Here is a 20,329-nt window from a genome sequence, read left to right on the forward strand (position 1 = left end):
CCGTTCGAACTGCACAAAGTACTTGGCACCGCCCTCGAAGGTCACACATCACTATGACGTCGGCTGCAGACGACCCCACGGTCGACACAGCGTCCTCCAGCGATTCCGACCGGCTTCGCGTTCTCACCTTCGACCTCGGCGACACCCGCTACTGCGTCCGCGCCGACGCCGTCGCCTCCGTCCTCAGTATCGCGGATACCGACGGCCTCGACGCAACCGCCGACCCGTGGAACGCCGGCAGCGTCGCCGTTTCCGGTGAACGAGTTCGCGTCGTCGATCTCCACCGCATCTTCGAATCGACACGCCGCCCCGTCTCCGAACTCTCGGAGCCGCTTCTCCTCGTATTCACCGACACCGACGCCGACGGGCGACACTACGGCTGGCTCGTCGACGATGTGGACGTTACGAAAACCGTCTCCCGCACTGAACTCGAACCGACGCGAACGAGTACCCGATTCGTTACCGGACGGATCGAGTTCAGTGCGCCTGGAGATGACGATGGAACGGCGGTTGTCCTGCTCGACGAGGAAGCGATTCACGGCTAACTCGCTATCGTTGATCGATGGCCTCGAATAGCGAACCTAGTCCTGCCGCGTGTGACCGTTACCGGAGTCCTGGCGGCGGACCGTCGTTGTCGTCGTCTTCGAGTTCGACATCGAGCCCTAACTCCTCGCGTTCCTGCTGGAGTTGCTTGACCTGCCGGTAGTAGTAGGCGATCCCGATCGAGCCGATCACGACGACCAGGCCGACGAGTCCGAGGAACAGCGGGATGTATCCCGTCTGGTAGTAGCGAAGCGAGATCGTACTGTCGAGTTCGTCCCAGGTGAGCCGCTCTCGGTCGTCGACGACTTCCCGATCGTAGCCGCCCGGTCTGGCGTTTCCGAGGAGGAAATTCGAGGTGCGGTGGCCCTCCGGCACGGTGACCTCGTAGGATCCCGAAACGTAAGCGGGCAACTGGAACGTGTTACTCCCAGCCTGCCCCGACAGCGCAATCGTTCCGTTTCCGTCCGGCACCTGGACGTTGGTACTGGATTGGCCCTGGTCGATCTCGAGTTCGGATCCCGTCACTTCGGTGCCGTTCGGATACCAGTAGCGGACGCTGTGGATGTCGAGCGGTTCCTCCTGGTAGAACGACGATCGGTACAACGAGAGTTCGTCGGTGTCGTTTAGATCGTAGACGGCGCGGAACTCGCCGTTGCTGATGAGGTTACCGCCTTCGATGTCGATCGCCACGTCGGAATCGGAGTCGCGGAGATCGTCGTAGGACTGGTTGCGGTCGAGTTCGTCGTCGGAGATGCCGCCACCGAAGGCCGAACAGCCGGCCAGGCCGACGAGGAGGACGACTGCGACCGAAGCGAGAACGAGCCGGCGGTTCATGTTAGGGGACGACACATCGCAGTTCGGCCGGGAGGTACTCACCGATACTCGCGAGTAACCCGGGCGGGTCCGTGTTCTCGGTGCAGATAACGCTCTGTTCGAGGAGTCCGAGCCGTTCGATCGTGACGTAGTCGTGGGCGTGGCCCGCGCGGTTGAGCGTGGCCCGAACCTCCGCCCGCGTGGCGCTGTTGACGTTGAGCCGACCGTCGCCGCGGCTCCACTCGTAGAGGCGGTCGCGTTCTTCGTCTGCGAGCCGCGAGGGGGTTTCGGCTTCGTTCTCGTCTCCGGTATCACCGCCGCTACCACCGTAAACGAACCGCATCGGCATGTGTTGGACCAGCCCGTACCGATCGCGGATCTGCGTCGGCGAGCCGGGACCCAGCCCGAGTTCGGCCGCCGGAATCCGGACCGGCTGGCCGGCGTCGAGGACGAGTCCGTCCTCGTCCCAGGATTCGAGCGTGCCGACGTAGGTCTCGCCGGCCTCGAGATCGGGGACGATCTCGCCGAACTCCTCCCGGAGCACGTTTCGCGCGACGGTCGCGTCGTCGCCCTCGATTGTGACCGAGGGGAAGTCGTCGTGGCGCACCCCGAGTTCGAACTCGACTTCGAGGTCGCCGATTTCGTTGCCGACCAGCGACCGCAGGGAGTCGAGCGCCCGGTCGCGGGCGTCGCCCTCGACGTACAGTTTGGTTGCGAGTACGACCATTCTATCGATCAGGCGTCCACATCCACGTTGGCATCGATATTGAGTTCGTCCTCCAGCGCCGCGAGACGGTCTTCCATCGCCGTCACGAGCCGGTCGTTGTCCATCGATTCGAGCGGCGAGCCACACTCGGGACACTCGAAGCCGAAGTCCATGGCCTCGCCGAACTCGAACCGGATCGAGCAGATTTCACAGAGATAGAACTCGTGGTTGCGTTCGTACTCCTGGCGCTGTTCTAAGGCCTCGTGGAGTCGGTACATCTCCGATTCGAGGTTTTCGGGGATGTTGTCGTACTCGAAGGTCCACAGGTAGGTTAGCCAGCCCGAGTCCTCGTCGCGCAGCCGGCGGTAGCTGGCGAGATCGTTCTCGTACAGGATAAACAGCGCACGCCGCACGTCGTTCAACTCGAGATCTAGATCCTCTGCGAGCTCCTCGTCGGTCACTTCCCCGTCCGGTGGTGCCGCCGCGACGGGCATCCCCTTGGGACCGACCAGCTCGTGCAAGTACTTCTGGATGACTGGATCCTCGAGCAGGTCCTCAAAAGCCATTACCTATCCGTAACGCCATGTGGCAATTAAGTCTTTTGAGGGACGCCGCCTCGATCCGGCGGCGGTGTCGATCCCAGTGCGTCGACGGTTCATACGGACTGCTGTAAGTCATTTCCGGCGTAACCGCGCCCGTTCTGCGGTTGCGCCGGTAAATCGTTACAGCAGACCGTATCAGAGCAGGCTGTCGTCTTGCTCGCTCTGGGTTTCGGATTCTCCGCTTCGGTCGTTCTGTGTGGGTTCGTGGCCCACGTCTTGATCTCGACCGTGATCGTGACCCTGGCCCTGGCTGCGATCGGCATCTTGTTCTTCCCGAGTGGCTTCCTCCCAGCCGAGGGTGACCGTGACCGCCTCGCGCTCTCCGCCGAGCATCGGCGATCGCTCCTCGACTTCGATCGCGTACTCGAGGGGCTCTCCCGGTGAGAGCGCCAGGAGTTTATTGCCGACCTGAATGTCCGCGGTGGGGCCGCTCTCGAGTTCGGCGGCGATCGCTCGCAGTCGGTCGGCGGCCGCTTCTCGTGACGTTTCGTCTTCGTACGTCGTCGTGTCGGCCATGGGTCATATGGCACCGAACGGATACAAATAGGTTGGCTGGGAAGGGGCAGGCCGCGCGGAGATACCGTGGGACGGGAGTTACGGTGACGCGTCGGTATCGTCGTCTGTTGACACCGATTCGACCCGCTTGCCGGTCTCCATCGGGACGACCGTCCGATCGGCGTCCGCCCACTCGCGCTCGAGTTCAGCGCCCTCGAACAGTCGGTCGAGAAAGACCGCCAGGCCGGCGACTTCGGAGTGGGGCTGGTTGGTGACGCCGACGTTCCAGTCGGCGGCCTCGTAGACGTCGAACGAGACCTTTTCGGAGCCGACGACGAGGAGTAGCGGCTCGCCGTCGTCCCGGTGGACCTCGCGGATGTCGGCTTCGACATCCTGGACGCGCTGGCCGTACATGGTGAGATGGACGACGTGCCCCTCCCAGTTGCGGATGAGGGAGTGGGGAGAATCCGTCAGTTCGGCCGTGAAAGGGCCGCCGAAGCGGTCCGTGATGTCGTCGACGGTGTCTTTCGACTGACCGGCGTTATCGGGGAACCAGACGCGGTCGGCACCGAGCGCGCGGGCGGTCAATCCCACGTGGGTCGTCATCCGCTCGTCCCGGCCGGGACGGTGACCGAGTCGGAGGACGGCGACCGTCGGGCCGTCCGAAGCGTCGTCGTGCATGCTCGGATGGAGTTTCGGCGCGGATTAGGGGGTTTCGCTTTCGAATCAGCCCTGTGCGGCCAGCGATCGTCGGTGAACTACTTTGAGATCCGATGGCAATACACGCGCATGGACAAGATCAACGACGCCGCACTCGAGTGGGACGAGTACGATCACGGAGCCACGGCATTCCGTCGAAAAGAACTCTCGAACGCCGTGGGCGCGAGTGAACTCGGCTGTAGCCTCTACGAACTGCCGCCGGGAATGCGCTCGTGGCCTTACCACTATCACACGGCGAACGAGGAGGCGCTGTACGTGCTGGCGGGAGAGGGGCAACTCCGCTGTACTGACGGCGAGCAATCGCTGACCGCGGGCGATTACGTGACGCTTCCGGCCGACGAACGGGGCGGCCACCGCGTCATCAACGACGGCGACGACCCGCTTCGCTATCTGGCACTGTCGACGATGAACGAGCCTGACGTGACGGTATACCCCGAGATGAACAAATTCGGCGTCTTCGTCGGCTCGCCGCCGGGCGGACGGGCCGAGCGACCGTTTCACGGCTACTACCGGATCGACGACGAAACGGAGTACTGGGACTCCTGACGCGATCCGAAGCGATTGATATTAGTTAGCACGTGACTAGTGGACGGTATGCCCAACGAACCGAACGACGAGCGGTGGTCGTCGATCACGGGCGGTTTCGTCGTTCCGATTGCCGGTCTGCTGGCGCTGCTGTTCGCCGTGATGGCCGGAATGAGCGTCCAACCGGCCCTCTCTGGGTCGCCGTCGGATCTGGCGACGCCGATCATTTTCGCCGGCGTTGCGCTGCTGTGTTTTCGGGTGAGACAACGAGGGCTCGCGGCTCGAGCGGACGACTGAGACGCGCCGTCGCGCTTGGGCAGGCCCGCGTCACGCGTCACTGCTGTTTGGCCTGCTCGAGCGAGAAGAAAAACCCGTAGTAGGCGATGACACCCGAGAGCATGAACATGTAGTAGGCCCACGTGGGCGCATCCAGGAAGACGAACTCGAAGAGGAAGCTCACGAGCCCGACCCAGACGACGGCGAACAGCAGATCGTAGACCATTCCGGTCCCGTTCTCCGTGACGTGTTCGCGCAGCCGGTCGGCGACGCTCATGAGCGGACTCCTCTCGACTGGATGACTGCTGTGTGTATCATGTCGAAATAGTGTGATCGATTGGCTGCTGTCGTGTGTCCGATTCAATCGTCCTCGACGTGGTCGACGACCAGCACGGGAACGTGCGTCGAGCGGAGCACGCGTTCGGTAACGCTACCGAGCAATGCTCGTCGGACGCCCGACCGACCGTGACTGCCGATCACGATCAGGTCGATGTCGTTGTCCTCGGCGTAGTCCGCGATCATTCGATGTGGCTGGCCGCCGGCGTGGCGCTCGTAGGCAGTCAGCCCGGCCGCCTCGGCCGCGTCCGTGACGTAGCCGGTCGCCGCCTCGGCGTCCTCGCGCAACTCCGTCATCTCCCTGAACTCGCCCTGTCGAATGCGGTCGACCTGTTCGGTGCCGAGTCCGTAGGCGATCGCGTCGGTGTCGGCGACGAACAGCGAGTGAACCTCCGCGTCGTACTGCGTGGCGATATCGATCGCCTGTTCAACCGCCGCCTGTGCGACCGTGCTCCCGTCGGTCGGAACGAGTATACGCTCGTACATGATCAGTCGTCCGCGGGCGCGTTAGCATTGCCGTTCTTTTCGGCGACGATGTCCGCCGCGGTCTTGTCACTCGGCATCGGGTCGGGGCTGTGACACTGCCGGACCATCTGCTTGGTCTCGAGCGGCGGTTCGGTGGTCACGAGCGAGACGACGATCGTGATCGCGAACACGATCGGCGTCCCGATGAGCGCCGAACCGATAGCCGGCATCCAGGTCGTAAGCACATCGATATTCCAGGCGGGGCCGAAGTGGCCCTCGTTGAACATCGGGATGAGCCAGATGATCAGGCCGGAGATCATCCCGGCGAGTGCGCCCGGCCGATTGGTGTTCTCCCACCAGAGACCGAGGAAGAACATCGGGAACAGCACGATGGCGGCCAGCGAGAACGCGAACGAGACCAGCGCGGCGATCGGTGCCGACGGGTCGAGCGCGAAGATGATCGTGAGCGCCCCGATCAGGATGATGCTCAGGCGACCGACGAGGACCTGCTGGCGCTGGGTCGCGTCCTCGTTGATGATGTTCGCGTAGATGTCGTGGGAGATCGCCGACGAGGCGGCGATGAACAGCCCGGCCGTCGTCGCGACCGCCGCGGCGATGCCGCCGGCGGCGACGAAGCCGACGAACCACTCGGGAAGTCCGGCGAGCTGCGTTGCTAACACGACGAGCACGTCACCGGCCGCGCCGGTCATTCCGGGATCGCCGTAGACGGCACCGATCTGGTCGCCGTACAGCGCGGTTCCGAACGCGGCGAAGGCGGGTGCGCTCAGGTACAACAGCGCGATGAAGAACAGCCCCCAGGTACACGACCAGCGGGCGACCCGTTCGTTCTCGACCGTGTAGAACCGGACCAGCACGTGCGGGAGTCCGCACGTCCCGAAGACGAGGCTGAAACACGTCGCGATCCACAGGTAGTAGCTCCCCTCCGAGAACGGTTCGGAGAACTCGGAGGCGAGACTGTCGATCATCATGCCGTACTCGAGTTGCGGTAACAGCGTGGAGTATCCTGCGGTCCAGCCGGTAACCAGCAGTCCAAGCAGGAACGCGCTGATGAGGATAACGTACTGCAGAACCATGTTTTTGGTCGCGCCGAGCATCCCCGACAGCGACAGGTACGCGACGGTGATGACCATGAAGATCACCATCATCGTCTGGTAGCCGGTCAGCACGCCGCCGGTGATCGCCGACCAGTCGCCGAGAATGTACATTCCGACGAGCCCCATCCCGCGGGCCTGTCCGAGCGCGTAGACGAACCCGATCAGGAACGTGGTGATGGCCGCGAGAGCGCGTGCGGTATCGGAGTTGAACCGGTCGCCGACGAAGTCCGGCGCGGTGTACTTTCCGAACCGCCGCATCTGGGCGGCCATGAAGATCAGCAGGACGAAGTAGCCGGTCGTCCAGCCGACGACGAACGCCAGGCCGTAAACGCCCGAGACGGCGACGGTAGCCGCCACCCCGAGATACGTCGCGGCCGACATCCAGTTGGCTCCGATCGCCATTCCGTTCTCGATATTCCCGATCGATCGGCCGGCGACCCACATGTCGTCCGTGTTCGCGGCCTTGAACATGAAGCCGGCCACGATGAACAACAGCATCATCCCGATGACGATGATCGACGGAACCAGTTTGAACGAAATGTCGAGTCCTTCCGGGAGCAATGCTTCGTCCGACTGCAACGGAATCGTCTGTAGTGCACCGACCGCAAAATCCGCCAGCAACGGGGCGTTCCCGCTCATTCGCCGATCCCCCCATCAGCCGCGGTCGCGTCGTCCGCAACGGTTTCGGTCATCTCCGGTTCGGCAACGTCCTGTGAGATGCCGTACTTCTCGTCGATCTGATCGCGCTTTCGCGCGTACCAGACCGAGAGGACGAGTGCCGCCCCCGGTCCGACGACCGCGAGCAGGAGGTAGTGCAACGGGAATCCGATTACCGGTATCTGCGTCGTCATTATCTCGGGGGCGAGACGCGTCGCCGTAATCGGGGCAAATGTCGTCAAGACCCAAATCGTGAAGCCGATCCATATGATGCGGAGGTGGTCCCGCATGAATGGGGTCGCCGGCTTCAACAGGTTGATTTCGACGTCCATGTAGTCGATTTGCTGTTCGCGCTCGACGTCGGTCATCCCCCCGTCAGTCGCAACGTCTTTGCCACCGTCTTCCGAATCATGAGTGTTTTTATCTGGCATGGGTGTGTATATCGTATCGCGTCTATGTCTTGTTTCAGTCCGAATGAATCGGTGGAAACGAACTGATTCAGTCCGTTTCGACCTGTGCTGCGATGTCGTCGACGACCTCGGGGTTCCGAAGCGTCGACGTGTTTCCGAGTTCGTTTCCGCTCGCGATGTCTTCCAAGAGTCGGCGCATGATCTTGCCCGAACGCGTCTTCGGGAGTTCGGGCGTGAAGATCACGTCTTCGGGTTTCGCGATGGGGCCGATGGAGTCGAGGACGGCCTCTCGGGCGCGCTCTTCGAGTTCAGCGTCGCCCTCGTAGTCGTCCTCGGGAATGGCGTAGACGTAGACGGCTTCGCCTTTGACCTCGTGGTCGCCGCCGACGACGGCGGCTTCGGCGATGCCGTCGACGCCGACGACGGCGGATTCGATCTCCATCGTGCCGAGGCGGTGGCCGGAGACGTTGATCACGTCGTCGACGCGGCCGAGGATCGTGATGTAGCCGTCGTCGTCGATCTTGGCACCGTCCTCGGGGAAGTAGACCCATTCGTCGGCGTCCTCGTTGGAGTACTCCTGCCAGTACTCCGAGAGGAACCGCTCGTCGTTGTTGTACAGCGTCCGGAGCATGCCGGGCCACGGTTTGTTGACGGTAACGTAGCCGGCCTCGCCGGCGTCGACCTCCTCGCCTTGTGTGTCGACGACGCGGGCATCGACGCCCGGCAGCGGCGGCCCTGCGGAGCCGGGTTTCATGGTGTTGACGCCCGGCAGTGTCGTGATCATCATCCCGCCGGTTTCGGTCTGCCACCAGGTATCGACGATCGGGCACTCCTCGCCGCCGATGTGTTTGTAGTACCACTTCCAGGCGCGCGGGTTGATCGGTTCGCCGACGGTGCCGAGCAGGCGCAGCGACGAGAGATCGTGTTCCTCGGGGTAGTCGCTGCCCCACTTCATGAACGCCCGAATCGCGGTCGGCGCGGTGTAGAAGACGTCGACGCCCTCGCGTTCGACGATCTCCCAGAGGCGGTCCTTGTCGGGATAGTCCGGCGTCCCCTCGTACATCACCGATGTCGTCCCAAGCGCGAGCGGCCCGTAGACGATGTAGGAGTGACCCGTGATCCAGCCGATGTCGGCCGAACACCAGTAGGTGTCCTCGGGTTCTAAGTCGAGGACGGCGTGGCTGGTCCAGGCCGTGTAGGCGAGGTAGCCGCCGGTCGTGTGTTTCACTCCCTTCGGCTGGCCCGTCGTCCCCGACGTGTACATCAGGAACAGCATGTCCTCGGCGTCCCGCGAAACCGGCTCGACCGACTCGCCGTCGTACTCGGCGACGAGTTCGTCGTAGTCGCGCTGGTTGTCGGCGAGCGAGTGGTCGAGGTCGTCGCCCAGTCGGTCGACCACGACGACGTCGGAGACCTCGTGGTCGACGCCCTCGAGGCCCTCGTTGGTCTTCGAAAGGTGATCGAGCGCGTCGCCGCGGCGGTAGTAGCCGTCGCAGGTGACCAGGTATTCGCTGTCGGCCGAGTTCATCCGCGTCGCGAGCGCGTCCGCGGAGAAGCCGGCGAAGACGACGCTGTGGGGTGCCCCGAGCCGGGCGCAAGCGAGCATCGCGATCGGCAACTCCGGAATCATCGGCAGGTAGAGCGTGACGACGTCGTCTTCCTCGACGCCGAGACCGCGAAGCGTCGCGGCGAACGTCTCTACCTCCTCGAGCAACTCGCCGTAGGTGTAGCTGCGGGTCTCCCCGAGTTCACCTTCCCACTTGATCGCCTCTCGATCGGCCGCGCCGTCCTCGATGTGGCGGTCGAGGCAGTTGTACGAGGCGTTGAGCTCGCCGCCGGTGAACCACTCGTAGAACGGTTCGTTTCCGTCGTCGAGGACGGTATCGTACGACTCGTCCCACGAGAGGAGATCGGCGGCCCGCTCCCAACACTCGGGCCAGTTCTCCTCGAACTCGTCGTAGATCCCCGGATCCGTAACGTTAGCCTGCTCGACGAACGACTCGGGCGGTTCGAACGCCTCCTGCTCCGCGAGCCGCGCCTCGAGCGTGGCATCCTCCTTTGACATGATACAGACTATCAATGCGGGACTGCCATAGTAAAGCCAGCCTCTAGGTGTACAAACCAACGCGATCGGTTTTGCGGACGGATCGCCACAGTTGCCCCGCGAACTGACCACAATCGGCGAGATCACACAGCAGATTCGTCGACGGACCGAACGAATGATCGCCGTCTGAGCCCCGCTGTCCGGCCGATAGCCGGTCCACCCTAGAAGCCTAGTCGATCGCTGCGGTCACTCGTGCCGTTCCGTTTCCGACGGATCGTCGAAGAACGTCTGCAACAGTTCGTGTTGGCCCTTTCGCAGGTGATTGTGCAGCGTCGGCGAGGAGATCCCCATCGCGTCCGCCACCTCCTCGGCCGTGCTCTCCCGGGGCCAATCGTAGTACCCCCCGAAGTACGCGGCTCGCAACGCTGCAACCTGTTTGTCAGTTAATCGATCCTCGAGTCCCTCCCTGAACTCGCGGGCCGTCTGAACGGCTCGCTCGGCCTCTCGCTTGCCGATCAGCGACGACTCCGGAAACACCGACTGTAGCCCCTCGAGAATCGTCCGCAGGTCGGCTTCGGCCGCACACTCGGCCGTGATCGTCGTCGTTCCGTCGTCGGTAACCGCCTCGCGAACGGTCACGCCGTACTCGGTCAGCGTCCGCGTCGGCGAGGACCCCTCGACGACGACTTCGATGCGCCAGCCGTCCGGTTCGGTCTCCAGGAGGCGACAGTCCTCGATCCCCGGATCGGCCGCCGCCAGGTCGAACACGTCGGCGGGCGGCGCGTCCGCGAGCCGAAGATAGTAGAGTTGCGTCGACTCCGAGATCGGCACCAGCGAATCGAGTTCGAACCGGCAGCCACACCGGCGGGAGGCCTCCACGAAGAACGAACTCGCATCCTGGCAGCGGATGTCGACCTCGACGACGCGATCCGAGAGCAGCAGGTTCCGCCGCCGAACGGCGGTGATCGCGTAGCCGGTCTGCCGGCCGATCGTCGCGAGCCACCGTCGCTCGCTCTCCGTAAACGCGTCCTCGCGGGTCGTCCCGACGCCGAGCGTGCCGTAGGTCGTATCGCCGTAGGTCAGCGGGACGCCGGCGAGTTCAGTGCCGGCGAACTCCTCGACGGATTGATCGACGACCGTCGTCGCGATCGGCGTGTCGGAATCGGCCCCCCATCCCCCTGACTCCGTCGCCGCCTCGCCGTCAGTCACGGCTCCGTCTCCGTCTCCGGTGTCTATTCCCCACTCCGCCGGCACGAGGCGATCGATCACCGCCGCATCGACGCCGCTCGTCGTTCGCCACTCGTCGCTCTCGGCCGTCGCCGTCGTCCGATCGATCCAACTGAACTCGTAGGGCTGACCGTCCGCGAGCGCGCGACAGGCCGCCGCTTCGACTGCTTCGTGGTCGCTCGCATCGAGCAGTCCTCGCGTCACCGCCCGATACCGACGAGCAACCGCCGCCTGGCGCTCGAGGGCGGCACGCTCCGATCGAACCGCTTCGAGTTCGTCGTGGTGGGTCGAAATGTCCCGGACGAAGACGGCGTAGCCGTCGTGTCGACCCCGCTCGTCGCGCAGCGGTGAAACGACTTCGGTCGCACGAACGCGGGAGCCGTCCCGGTGAACGCGCCACCCTTCCTGTTCGATGCCGGACTCTTCCAGTGCAGTCGCGAGCGTCCGCTCTGGGACGTCGTCTTCAACCGCCTCGTCGGTGTAGAAGGCGGAGACGTGCGTGCCGACGATCTCGCCGGCCCGATAGCCGAACAGGGCGGCGGCACTCCGATTCCACCGTTCGACGTACCCCTCCTCGTCGAGTCGGACGAGGGCGTAGCGGTCGCTCGCGGCCAACAGTAGACGAACGACGCTATCGTCGCTCATCGGCCGCCCGGAGCGGGCGTTCGACGCTCCGGGTCGCGGTGCCGACGGCCGTTCGACGGCGTCGAACGCCTCGACGAGTTCGGAATCGGTCGGCGTCGGGAAGTAGGATTCGAGCGCCTCGAAGCTCCGCCAGCCGCCGGCGGCTTTGACGGCGCGCGGATTGATGTCGCGGTCGACGAGCGCTCGGCGCGCGAAGTATCGGCGCAGATCGCTCGAGGAAACGTCGGCGAGGGCCGGCTGATCGAACCGTTCGCTCGCCCGCGTTGCCACCTCGGCGACGAGCATCTGCAACCGCCGGGCCGTCACGTCGAAAATCCGGTCGTCGGCCCCCAGCCCGTTGCTCCGGGCGTACCGACGCGCCTCCTGCTCGACCCGCGTCGGGAGGTACGCAGTGTGGCCGGTCCCCTCCCGATCACCGACGGCGGGGACGCGAACCACGTATCGCGGCGGATCGATCCGCACCTGCTCGATGTCACCGACCGTGAGCGCGGCGAGTTCGGCCGGGCGGAGCCCGACCTCGCCACAGCAGCGCACGACGAGTCCCTCCCGGTAAGTTTCTGCGGCGTCGAGAATGAACTCGTACTGGCGGGGCGAGAGCGGGGCCGTGTCGGCTGCCTCCGCAGTCATGTTTCGCGCTTTCAGCTGAGAAGAATATAATTGTATCGGCTGTGATCGCCGTATTCGGTCGGTATCAGAAACGGGGAGGATTTCAGCACCGGCCCTATTTCGCTGTATTTGAAATCGCGAAACTCAGGATCGATCTCGCTCGCTCTGGATTTCGCCGACGATTTCCGGGTTTCGAAGCGCGCTCGTATCGCCGAGTTCTTCGCCGTTGGCGATGTCCTCGAGGAGGCGGCGCATGATCTTGCCCGAACGCGTCTTCGGGAGTTCGGGCGTAAAGACGACCGCTTCGGGGGTCGCGATCGGACCGATTGCATCCGCGACGCTCTCGAGGATTCGCTCGCGGAGGTCGTCACTGGGGTCGCCTGCGGCGGAGACGTACGCGTATATTTCGGTGCCGCGGCGATCGCTCGACCGGCCGACGACGGCCGTCTCGGCGACGCCGTCGACCTCGGCGATCGCGCTCTCGATCTCCATCGTGCTCAGGCGCTGGCTGGCGACGTTGATCACGTCGTCGACACGCCCCAGGACGGTGACATAGCCGTCGTCGTCGACGGTAGCGGTATCGCCGCTGAAGTAACACCAGTCGTCGGCGTCGGGGTCGGAAAACCGGTCCCAGTACTCGGCTCGATAGCGGTCGTCGCCGTCGTACAGCGTCCGCGCCATGGCGGGCCACGGACGGGGAATCGTGAGATAGCCCGCCTTCCCGGGATCGACCTCGTTGCCGTCTTCGTCGACGACTGCGACCTCGATCCCGGGTAGAGGCGGTCCCGCAGCACCGGGTTTCATCGGGTCGATACCCGGCAGCGTCGAGACCATGATCGCCCCGGTTTCGGTCTGCCACCAGGTGTCGACGATCGGACACTCCTCGTTGCCGATGTGCTCGTAGTACCAGCGCCAGGGCCGCGGACTGATCGGTTCGCCGACGCTCCCGAGGAGCCGTAGCGACGAGAGATCGTGACGGTCGGGGTACTCCGTCCCCCACTTCATGAACGCGCGAACCGCCGTCGGAGCGGTATAGAAGATGTCGACCGCGTTCCGGTCGATGATCTCCCAGAGCCGATCCCGGTCGGGATAGTCCGGCGTTCCCTCGTACATCACCGTCGTCGTCCCGAGCGCGAGCGGCCCGTAGACGATGTAGGAGTGGCCCGTGATCCAGCCGATATCGGCCGCACACCAGTAGGTGTCCGCCGGCTGAATGTCAAGGACGGATCGAGCGGTCCAGGCGATCTGTGCGAGATAGCCGCCGGTCGAATGGACGACGCCCTTCGGATCGCCCGTCGTCCCCGACGTGTACATCAGGAACAGCATGTCCTCGGCGTCCCGCGAAACCGGCTCGACGCTCGCACCAGCGAACTCCGCACAGAGATCGTGATAGTCCCACTCGTCGTCGCCGAGGACGTGTGGAAGCTCCTCTCCCAGGCGGTCGACGACGACCGTCTCGACAGCCTGTTCGACCGCGAGTCGGGCGTTGTCCGCCTTGCTCTTCTGGTTGAACGCATCACCGCGGCGGTAGTAGCCGTCGCAGGTGACCAGGTATTCGCTGTCGGCCGCATCCATTCGCGTCGCGAGCGCATCGGCCGAGAGCCCCGCGAAGACGACGCTGTGGGGTGCGCCGATCCGAGCGCAGGCGAGCATCGCGATCGGCAACTCCGGAATCATCGGCAGGTAGATCGTCACCACGTCGTCGGCCTCGACGCCCAGCTCTCGGAGCGCTGCGGCGAACTCGTTGACCGCGACGAAGAGGTCCTGATAGGTGTAGGTCTCGCGCTCGCCGCGCTTTCCCTCCCAGCGGATCGCGGCGTGGTTCTTCCGGCCGGCCTCGAGATGCCGGTCGATGCAGTTGTACGAGGCGTTGAGCTCGCCGCCGGTGAACCACTGGTAGAACGGCGCGTCGCTGTCATCAAGGACAGTGTCGTACGCCTCGTCCCACGAAAGCAGGTCGGCAGCCCGTTCCCAGCACGCGGGCCAGGCATCCTCGAACTGGGCGTTGATAGGCTCATCGCCGGCCGCGTTCGTCACTGTGGCTTGCTCGACGAACGACGTGGGCGGGTCGTGTGGCGACCCGGTGGGCTCGGGACGGTTCCGTCCCCACCCGTTCCGATCGTCCATATCTCGTTCGGACCGAAGTCGGTCAACGGAATAAACGTTCCTCCGCCGGAAAGGCAGACGGCGACGCGACTAGTTCGGCCGAACCGGTTCGGCATCGTCCTCGACGACGAGCACCGGGCGATCCGCAAAGCGAACGACGGCATCCACGGTACTCCCGAGCAGCGCCCGCTTGAGTTCCGAACTCCCGCGAGCGCCCACGACAATCGCGCCCACGTCGTGCTCCGTTGCGACCGCGAGAATCTCCTCGTGTGGCACGCCCGAGTGAATCTCCGTCTCGACCGGCACGCCCGCTGCAGTCGCTTCGTCCGCGAGTTCGGCGAGCGCGGATTCGGCCGCCGCGCGCCGTTTGCGCTCGCGTTCGTCGGGGTCGACGATGGCGTTGTCGTACTCGGTGCGCGATTCGAGCACGGCGAGGCCGTACACGGTCGCATCCAGTTCGGTCGCAAGGGAGATGGCGTGATGGGTGGCCGTCGTTGCGGCGTCGCTGCCGTCCGTCGCGACGAGAAGTGAGTCGTACATACCGGCCCGTATGCGGTCCTCGGTGAAAGAGGTGAACCCGGATCCGGTATCGACAGCGCGTCCGGTGGTCAGTCCCGTTTCGGCATCGTCGAGAACCGGGCCGGCGTCTTCATGTCCGCGCGGTCGGACGGTGATGGTGCGACCGTCGAGTGGCGGGCGACGCCGCGCGAGGTCCGTTCGCCGGCCGAATCGGAACCGAGATCCGTACTGAGATCCGGATCGAGAAGGTCGTCATCGGTATCGTCATCAGCAGTCCCGTCGCCGTCGCTCTCGTCGCCCCCGTCCTCCCTATCATCGTCTCCCACACCGACATCGACGCCAGCCGCGGCGAGTCGCTCCTGTAACCCCTCGATATCCTCGCTAAACGACGCCAGCCGCTCGCCCACCGCCGACCCGAGTTCGTCTTCGATGAACTCGAGTGCGTCGCTGTCGGTCTCGGTGTCAGCGTCGTCATCCGCCTCCGCGTCGCCGGCTGCAGCGGCTGCAGCGTCGCTCTCGGATGTGTCGTCGCTCCGGTCACCATCGCTTTCGGTGTCGCCGTCCGCGTGAATCGCCGCCTGCAGGTCACCGACCGTCTCGGAAAGCGTCTCCTCGTCCGACCGCTCGTCGAGCCGTGCGAGGCGCAACAGGCGCTCGAGATCCTCGACGCGTTCCGGATCGCCGCGCGTGATCGCCTCCGGAAGCGTCTCCGGCTCTGTTCCGTCCGGCAGTGTCCCCAGACCGATCGCCTCGAGTAGCTCCCGCGGGTCGGTCGACGCGAGCAGGTCGCCGGCATCGGCCGCAGCCGCCGTCACCGTCGACTCACTCGGGGAATCGTCGCCGTCGACCAGCGACCCCGCCTGGGCATCGGCCGTCTCGAGTATCTCGGTCACCCGCGTCGGGAGGTCGTCGTCACTCATGATTCTCACCCGGTCTGTGTGGGGTACTGGGGTGCGAGCGTCGTGAACGTTTCCCGGCCAGTTCCGGGTCGAGGTGGAATTTCGTTCCGGCGTCCACGCACGCACCTCGGCGACTCCGGCATCGCCGCCGTTCTTCCGCCTCGATTACTCACTCGGAGTCGCTACTCTCCCCGTCGGTGTCGTCGCCACCGTCTCCACCGCCACCATCTTCCCCACCACCGCCAGAGTCACGTTCATCCGCGTCTCCATTCGCCCCGTCGCCCTCCTCGGCAGCCACCGTCTCGATAATCTCGTCCGTCATCTCCTCGCGGCTGAGGTTCGCCTTGACGCCGACTTCCTTGGCAACGGACTGGAGGTCCTGGTACGACATCACGCCCAGGAAATCCACCAACGTCTCCCGCCGAAGGTTCTCTAGATCCTCCGACGCCTGCTCGAGTTCGGTATCGGCATCTCGGTCATCCGCATCAGCAGTCCCAGCCGCCTCGGCACCGCTCTCATCCTCATCGTCCGCCCCCTCCTCCTGCGTCTCCGTTTCTGAACTCGTCTCGAAAACGCCCTCGAGACTGGTTCCCTCGGTGACGTTCTGGGCGATGGACTCGACCGAGTCGCGCGCGTTGCTATCGTCGAGCGCCGTCACGAATCCGGTCCGAATCGCCGTGACGAGTTCAGCGAGGAGTTGTTTGAGTGTGAGGCTGTCGGCTGGCGTTTTTGTGTCTCCGTTCCCATCTCCGTCTTCGTCTTCGTCTCCGTCTTCCGCTTCACCTTCACTGTCGGCCGCATCCGTCCCCGATTCGAACGCACTCGAAAGCGTGTCGTGGATTTCGCCACCGACGGAGGCACCGATGGTTCGTCCGAGTCGCTCGCCGAACTGGCGGCCGACGGAGGCACCGATTTCGCCGGCGTCGATTCCGTCCTCGATGGAGCCGCCGTCGATGAGGTCGGCAACATCGAGTTGGTCGGTGACTTCCTCGGCGACGAGTTCCTGCAGTCCGGTGTCCTCACTCACGGATCTCACCTCGATTCGTGGGGCGGGGCTGATTTCGGTGTCGGTTGCGGTTGTGTCGATGCTGCGGGGGCTGAGAGCAGGGATCGAGATGGGACTGGTGGGAGCGGTTAGTCATCCTCTGTGTCGGTGTCTTCGCCGCCGTCACTCTCGGTGTCACTGGTCTTGTCCGAGTCGGTTGTGTCGGTGTCCCCGTCCCCGTCTCCGTTTTCGTCGTTGTCCGAATCGCCGTTATCTCCATCAGTCTCCTCGTCATCGGTTTCCTCGTCGTCTCCGCTCTCTGCATTTCCGTCACTCTCCTCGGCGTCATCGGTGTCTTCAGCATCCGCAGTGTCGGACTCGCCTTCGACTGCTTCCTCTTCCGCCTCGTCCGTCTCCGAACCGCCTTCGTCTTCGTCCGCTTCGTCCGCTTCCTCGTCTTCACTTCGGCTCAGAATCTCCTCGAGTGAGAGTTCACCGATCGTCCGCCCGAGACTCGCGCCGAGCTTGCGTCCGATAATCGCCCCGAGTAACGCGCCAAGCGCCTCTCCCAACGGTTTGTCGTCGTCGATCTCGTCCTCCCACTGCGTTCCCTCGAGTAGTTCGCGAAGATCGATGTTTTGGGCGATTTTCTCGTAGTCGATCCGTTCGGTTACCGAGTTCGAGTTCGAGTTCGAATTCGCGTCCGTGTCTGTGTCCGTGTCCATGTTTGTGTCCGAATCCGACTCTGAATCCGTCTCAGCACTCATACTTCGGCCTCCGGCTGTGCGTCCGCAGATTCCTGTCCACTCGATTCCTCACTAGCCGTCTCCGCCTGTTCGAGTAGCTGCTTGATGACCTCGCGAACGACCGTCGCGATGAGTTCCTCGACTGGCAGCCCGGGAAGCAACCCGACCGCCTTCTGCTTCGCCGTGTCTCCCGCCGACGACAGTGAACTCGTGATCGGGTCGAGGGGCCCGGTATCCGACTCGGTATCGTCGCTTTCGCCGTCTTCCGCGTCGGAGTCATTGTTACCGTCTTCGGCCTCGGCGTCCTCGTCTTCACCCTCGGCTTCGGCTTCCGCTTCGTCGCCCTCGGGTTCCTGCTCGCCGCCTTGAGACCAACCGAGCAACGACTTCACCTTTCCTAGCAGCGCCCCCGGGAGCGATTTGAGCCAGTCGAGCGCGGTACCCGGAGCGGATTTCAGCCAGGTTATCGGCTTTCCAAGCGCCGACTGCAACATGTTCACCGGCTTTTCGACCAGCGACGTGACCTTGTCCAACAGCGCCGCTGGACCGTCTAGCAGCCCGGTCACGCTCGAAAGCAGATTGCCGAGTAAGTTGTTCTCGCCCGGCCGGGCCGACACGTCGAGCGTGACCGGGTTCAGGTTGACCTCGAGTCCGAGCAAATCGAGAAACAGGCCGTCGAGATCCAGGTGGAGGACGCCGTTCGCCTCGTCACCCTCGTAGACGTCTTCGGCGTCCTCGACGTGGGCGCTGGTCGGGTCCTCGTCTGCTCCGTCACCTTCGCTTTCGTCGCTCTCATCGCTCTCCGAACCGTCACCGCCGGCCTCGGATTCCTCACCGGCCTCCTCGTCCCCGTCTTCGGCCTCGTTCAGTTGCTCCTGATCCTCGTCGTCCGCCTCGCTCTCGTCGGCGGTGCTGTTCTCGTCCTCTCCCTCGTCGGTCTCGCTGCTCTCCTCGCCGCCATCGGTGACGAGCCGTCGTCCGGTATTCGTCGTCTCGATCCCATCTCCGTTTCCGTTTCCGTTTTCGCCTCCATCTCCAACTCTCCCTCGCACGCGCGCCTCACCGCTGGGGCCGACCTGTTTACTGGCGTCACCGCTGTCTGTCCCATCTATCATTATCTGGAACAATACACGAGAAACAGTGCTGTGGTAATTGCCCTTGCGTGTGCACCCGTTTTGGCCGATCCGGGGAGTACTCTCCGCCACCGGTGTCGCGGTCGTGATAGTCGCCGCTGCGAACCGGTGACCGAAACCACCGAGTTCAGCGCGGCGACGGCGGGACGAAACCGGCCGGCGAGTACTGTACTCGCCTACTCGCGGGTGCCGGCGACGAACTCGAGGAACCGATCGAACGCGCCGCTCTCGGGATGGACGTGGGCGTAGGTGCCGAGCGAGTCGTACGCCACCAGCCCGTCGTGGTCGCCGTCGATCCCCGACCCGCGGACCGTTTCGAAGGCGAAGCGCGCGTCCGAATCGACGGTCGCGCTCGAGTAGTGGAACTCGTGGCCCCGGATCGTCTCGCCAGCGCGGGCGGTCAGCGTGTCGTCGACGGCCGCGAGTTCGACGTGATCGAGCGACTGGTAGCGATCGTGCATGGTGACGTCCGCGGGTAGGATGCCGGCCATTTCGTGGGTTGTCTCGGTCCCGGATTCTCGCTCGGCATCGTCTTCGCCAGTCGTGGTCAGCGACTGACTCATCGCCATCAGGCCACCGCACTCGCCGAAGACCGGGAGTCCCTCGCTCGCCCGCGTCCCGAGTTCGGCGAGCGTCCCCGCGGATTCGAGTGCAGCGGCGTACAGTTCGGGGTAGCCGCCGGGGAGGTAGACGCCGTCGCAGTCGGGCACGGGATCGCCGGCGACGGGCGAGAACGCCACGAGTTCGGCGCGCTCGCGGAGGCGTTCGATCGTCGCGGGGTACCGAAAGCAAAACGCCCGATCGCTGGCCACGGCAATCGTCGTCTCGACGGGGTCCGGAGCAGCGCGCTCGCGCTCGGGCGCGGACGGTTCGCGAGCGGCCGCGAGCAACCGGTCGGTCTCAAGGGTCTCGGCGGCCTCCCGGAGCGCCGCGCGCGGGAGCGCCGACTCCGACCCCATCTCGAGCCCGAGGTGCCGATCGGGAATTTCGAGGACCTCGTTCGGCGGAATCCGCCCGAAGAACTCGAGGTCGTCCGGCAGCGCCTCCCGGATCCCTCGTTCGTGACGGCCGCCGTGGGCGCGCTGGGCGATGATTCCCGCCACGTCGACGTCGCGGCCGATTTCGGCGGCGTACTCGCGAAATCCGAGCGCGGTCGCCGCCACGCTCTCCATGCCCGCCTTGGCGTCGACGACGAGAACGACCGGCAGGTCGAGTTCAGCGGCGACCATCGCCGAACTCGAGGCGTCGCCGTCGTACAGCCCCATTACGCCCTCGACGACGCAGATGTCCGGTTGCGCCGTCGAGGTGGTGGCGGCTGCGGTGCCGGCGCGTGCGCCGTCGGCGGTCCCGGCGCGAGCGTAGTTCCGTTTGAGTCCGTCGGCCCCGCAGAGCCACAGGTCGAGCGTTCGCGAGGGGCGACCCGCGATCGCCTCGTGGTGGCTCGGGTCGATGAAATCCGGCCCCGCCTTCGCCGGCTGCACCTCGCGGCCCGCATCCGAGAGCGCCTGTATCGTCGCCAGCGTCGCGACCGTCTTGCCGACGCCAGAGCTGACGCCGCCGAGCACGATTCCCTTCATCGAACTCGTCTCCGGCCCCGGTCCCGGCTCCGTCCTCGGTTCCGTCTTGCACGGGTGCTGCTGTACGCCACGTTTCCGCTCGGTCGCGAACGACGGTCTGCCATTGTGTTTGTCTTTGCGCAACTTTACTTGAACTCGTCGGTGGGAGGGGCGATTCGACGGCGCTCGTTCGCTCAAGC

The 20,329-nt window shown here is 64.7% G+C and carries 21 protein-coding genes; 3 read left to right on the forward strand and 18 right to left on the reverse strand.

Annotation, left to right across the window (positions count from 1 at the left end):
* The first annotated feature begins 53 nt into the window (after nucleotides 1–53).
* Entirely contained in the window at nucleotides 54–545 is a 492-nt protein-coding gene (locus SM755_RS03780; protein ID WP_323171506.1) for a chemotaxis protein CheW, read from the forward strand.
* A 58-nt stretch (nucleotides 546–603) separates the two neighbouring features.
* Here SM755_RS03780 and SM755_RS03785 read toward each other — a convergent pair whose 3' ends face one another.
* The 5 genes from SM755_RS03785 to SM755_RS03805 form a co-directional block, all read right to left on the reverse strand.
* Complete coding sequence (locus tag SM755_RS03785; protein WP_006664094.1) at nucleotides 604–1,377, reverse strand: DUF5803 family protein; 774 nt, start codon at nucleotides 1,375–1,377, stop codon at nucleotides 604–606.
* A 1-nt stretch (nucleotide 1,378) separates the two neighbouring features.
* Entirely contained in the window at nucleotides 1,379–2,083 is a 705-nt protein-coding gene (locus SM755_RS03790; RefSeq protein WP_323171507.1) for a DUF2110 family protein, read from the reverse strand.
* Nucleotides 2,084–2,091: 8 nt separating this feature from the next.
* Nucleotides 2,092–2,628, reverse strand: a complete 537-nt coding sequence (gene tfe / locus SM755_RS03795; protein WP_006664092.1) for a transcription factor E — start codon at nucleotides 2,626–2,628, stop codon at nucleotides 2,092–2,094.
* Nucleotides 2,629–2,799: 171 nt separating this feature from the next.
* Nucleotides 2,800–3,180: an amphi-Trp domain-containing protein gene (locus tag SM755_RS03800; protein ID WP_323171508.1), complete on the reverse strand. Its 381-nt coding sequence runs from the start codon at nucleotides 3,178–3,180 to the stop codon at nucleotides 2,800–2,802.
* 78 nt (nucleotides 3,181–3,258) lie between these two features.
* On the reverse strand, nucleotides 3,259–3,840 hold the full coding sequence (locus SM755_RS03805) for a tRNA (cytidine(56)-2'-O)-methyltransferase (protein ID WP_323171509.1): 582 nt from the start codon (nucleotides 3,838–3,840) through the stop codon (nucleotides 3,259–3,261).
* A gap of 108 nt (nucleotides 3,841–3,948) precedes the next feature.
* On the opposite strand from SM755_RS03805, the gene SM755_RS03810 reads away from it, so the two are divergent.
* Together SM755_RS03810 and SM755_RS03815 are read left to right on the forward strand one after the other, a co-directional pair.
* On the forward strand, nucleotides 3,949–4,425 hold the full coding sequence (locus SM755_RS03810) for a cupin domain-containing protein (RefSeq protein ID WP_323171510.1): 477 nt from the start codon (nucleotides 3,949–3,951) through the stop codon (nucleotides 4,423–4,425).
* A 48-nt stretch (nucleotides 4,426–4,473) separates the two neighbouring features.
* Complete coding sequence (locus tag SM755_RS03815; RefSeq protein ID WP_006109557.1) at nucleotides 4,474–4,701, forward strand: hypothetical protein; 228 nt, start codon at nucleotides 4,474–4,476, stop codon at nucleotides 4,699–4,701.
* Between the two features lie 37 nt (nucleotides 4,702–4,738).
* On the opposite strand, the gene SM755_RS03820 is transcribed toward SM755_RS03815, so the two are convergent.
* The 13 genes from SM755_RS03820 to SM755_RS03880 form a co-directional block, all read right to left on the reverse strand.
* Nucleotides 4,739–4,957: a hypothetical protein gene (locus tag SM755_RS03820; protein ID WP_006664088.1), complete on the reverse strand. Its 219-nt coding sequence runs from the start codon at nucleotides 4,955–4,957 to the stop codon at nucleotides 4,739–4,741.
* Nucleotides 4,958–5,040: 83 nt separating this feature from the next.
* Nucleotides 5,041–5,502 carry a universal stress protein gene (locus tag SM755_RS03825; RefSeq protein WP_006109555.1) on the reverse strand — a complete coding sequence of 154 codons (462 nt, stop codon included), beginning with the start codon at nucleotides 5,500–5,502 and terminating at the stop codon, nucleotides 5,041–5,043.
* A 2-nt stretch (nucleotides 5,503–5,504) separates the two neighbouring features.
* A complete protein-coding gene (locus SM755_RS03830) occupies nucleotides 5,505–7,235 on the reverse strand; it encodes a cation acetate symporter (RefSeq protein ID WP_323171511.1) in 1,731 nt (576 codons plus the stop codon).
* Nucleotides 7,232–7,684, reverse strand: coding sequence for a DUF4212 domain-containing protein (locus SM755_RS03835; RefSeq protein ID WP_323171512.1), 453 nt, complete (start codon nucleotides 7,682–7,684; stop codon nucleotides 7,232–7,234). Before SM755_RS03835 ends, SM755_RS03830 begins: the two co-directional genes overlap by 4 nt.
* Before the next feature lie 67 nt (nucleotides 7,685–7,751).
* The gene (gene acs / locus SM755_RS03840; protein WP_323171513.1) at nucleotides 7,752–9,728 is read right to left on the reverse strand and encodes an acetate--CoA ligase; all 1,977 of its coding nucleotides are present in this window, start codon (nucleotides 9,726–9,728) and stop codon (nucleotides 7,752–7,754) included.
* Between the two features lie 225 nt (nucleotides 9,729–9,953).
* Nucleotides 9,954–12,206, reverse strand: coding sequence for a bacterio-opsin activator domain-containing protein (locus tag SM755_RS03845; protein ID WP_323171514.1), 2,253 nt, complete (start codon nucleotides 12,204–12,206; stop codon nucleotides 9,954–9,956).
* A 123-nt stretch (nucleotides 12,207–12,329) separates the two neighbouring features.
* Nucleotides 12,330–14,312: an acetate--CoA ligase gene (gene acs, locus SM755_RS03850; RefSeq protein ID WP_323171515.1), complete on the reverse strand. Its 1,983-nt coding sequence runs from the start codon at nucleotides 14,310–14,312 to the stop codon at nucleotides 12,330–12,332.
* A gap of 69 nt (nucleotides 14,313–14,381) precedes the next feature.
* A complete protein-coding gene (locus SM755_RS03855; RefSeq protein WP_323171516.1) occupies nucleotides 14,382–14,831 on the reverse strand; it encodes a universal stress protein in 450 nt (149 codons plus the stop codon).
* A gap of 68 nt (nucleotides 14,832–14,899) precedes the next feature.
* The gene (locus SM755_RS03860) at nucleotides 14,900–15,730 is read right to left on the reverse strand and encodes a hypothetical protein (RefSeq protein WP_323171517.1); all 831 of its coding nucleotides are present in this window, start codon (nucleotides 15,728–15,730) and stop codon (nucleotides 14,900–14,902) included.
* A 148-nt stretch (nucleotides 15,731–15,878) separates the two neighbouring features.
* Nucleotides 15,879–16,736: a hypothetical protein gene (locus SM755_RS03865; protein ID WP_323171518.1), complete on the reverse strand. Its 858-nt coding sequence runs from the start codon at nucleotides 16,734–16,736 to the stop codon at nucleotides 15,879–15,881.
* 107 nt (nucleotides 16,737–16,843) lie between these two features.
* On the reverse strand, nucleotides 16,844–17,461 hold the full coding sequence (locus SM755_RS03870) for a hypothetical protein (protein WP_323171519.1): 618 nt from the start codon (nucleotides 17,459–17,461) through the stop codon (nucleotides 16,844–16,846).
* Complete coding sequence (locus SM755_RS03875; RefSeq protein WP_323171520.1) at nucleotides 17,458–18,555, reverse strand: hypothetical protein; 1,098 nt, start codon at nucleotides 18,553–18,555, stop codon at nucleotides 17,458–17,460. The genes SM755_RS03870 and SM755_RS03875 overlap by 4 nt, the downstream gene beginning before the upstream one ends.
* Nucleotides 18,556–18,749: 194 nt before the next feature.
* Nucleotides 18,750–20,150: a cobyrinic acid a,c-diamide synthase gene (locus SM755_RS03880; protein WP_323171521.1), complete on the reverse strand. Its 1,401-nt coding sequence runs from the start codon at nucleotides 20,148–20,150 to the stop codon at nucleotides 18,750–18,752.
* Nucleotides 20,151–20,329: the final 179 nt, after the last annotated feature.

This window comes from Natrialba sp. PRR66 (genome assembly GCF_034808065.1).
Taxonomy (GTDB): Archaea; Halobacteriota; Halobacteria; order Halobacteriales; family Natrialbaceae; genus Natrialba; species Natrialba aegyptia.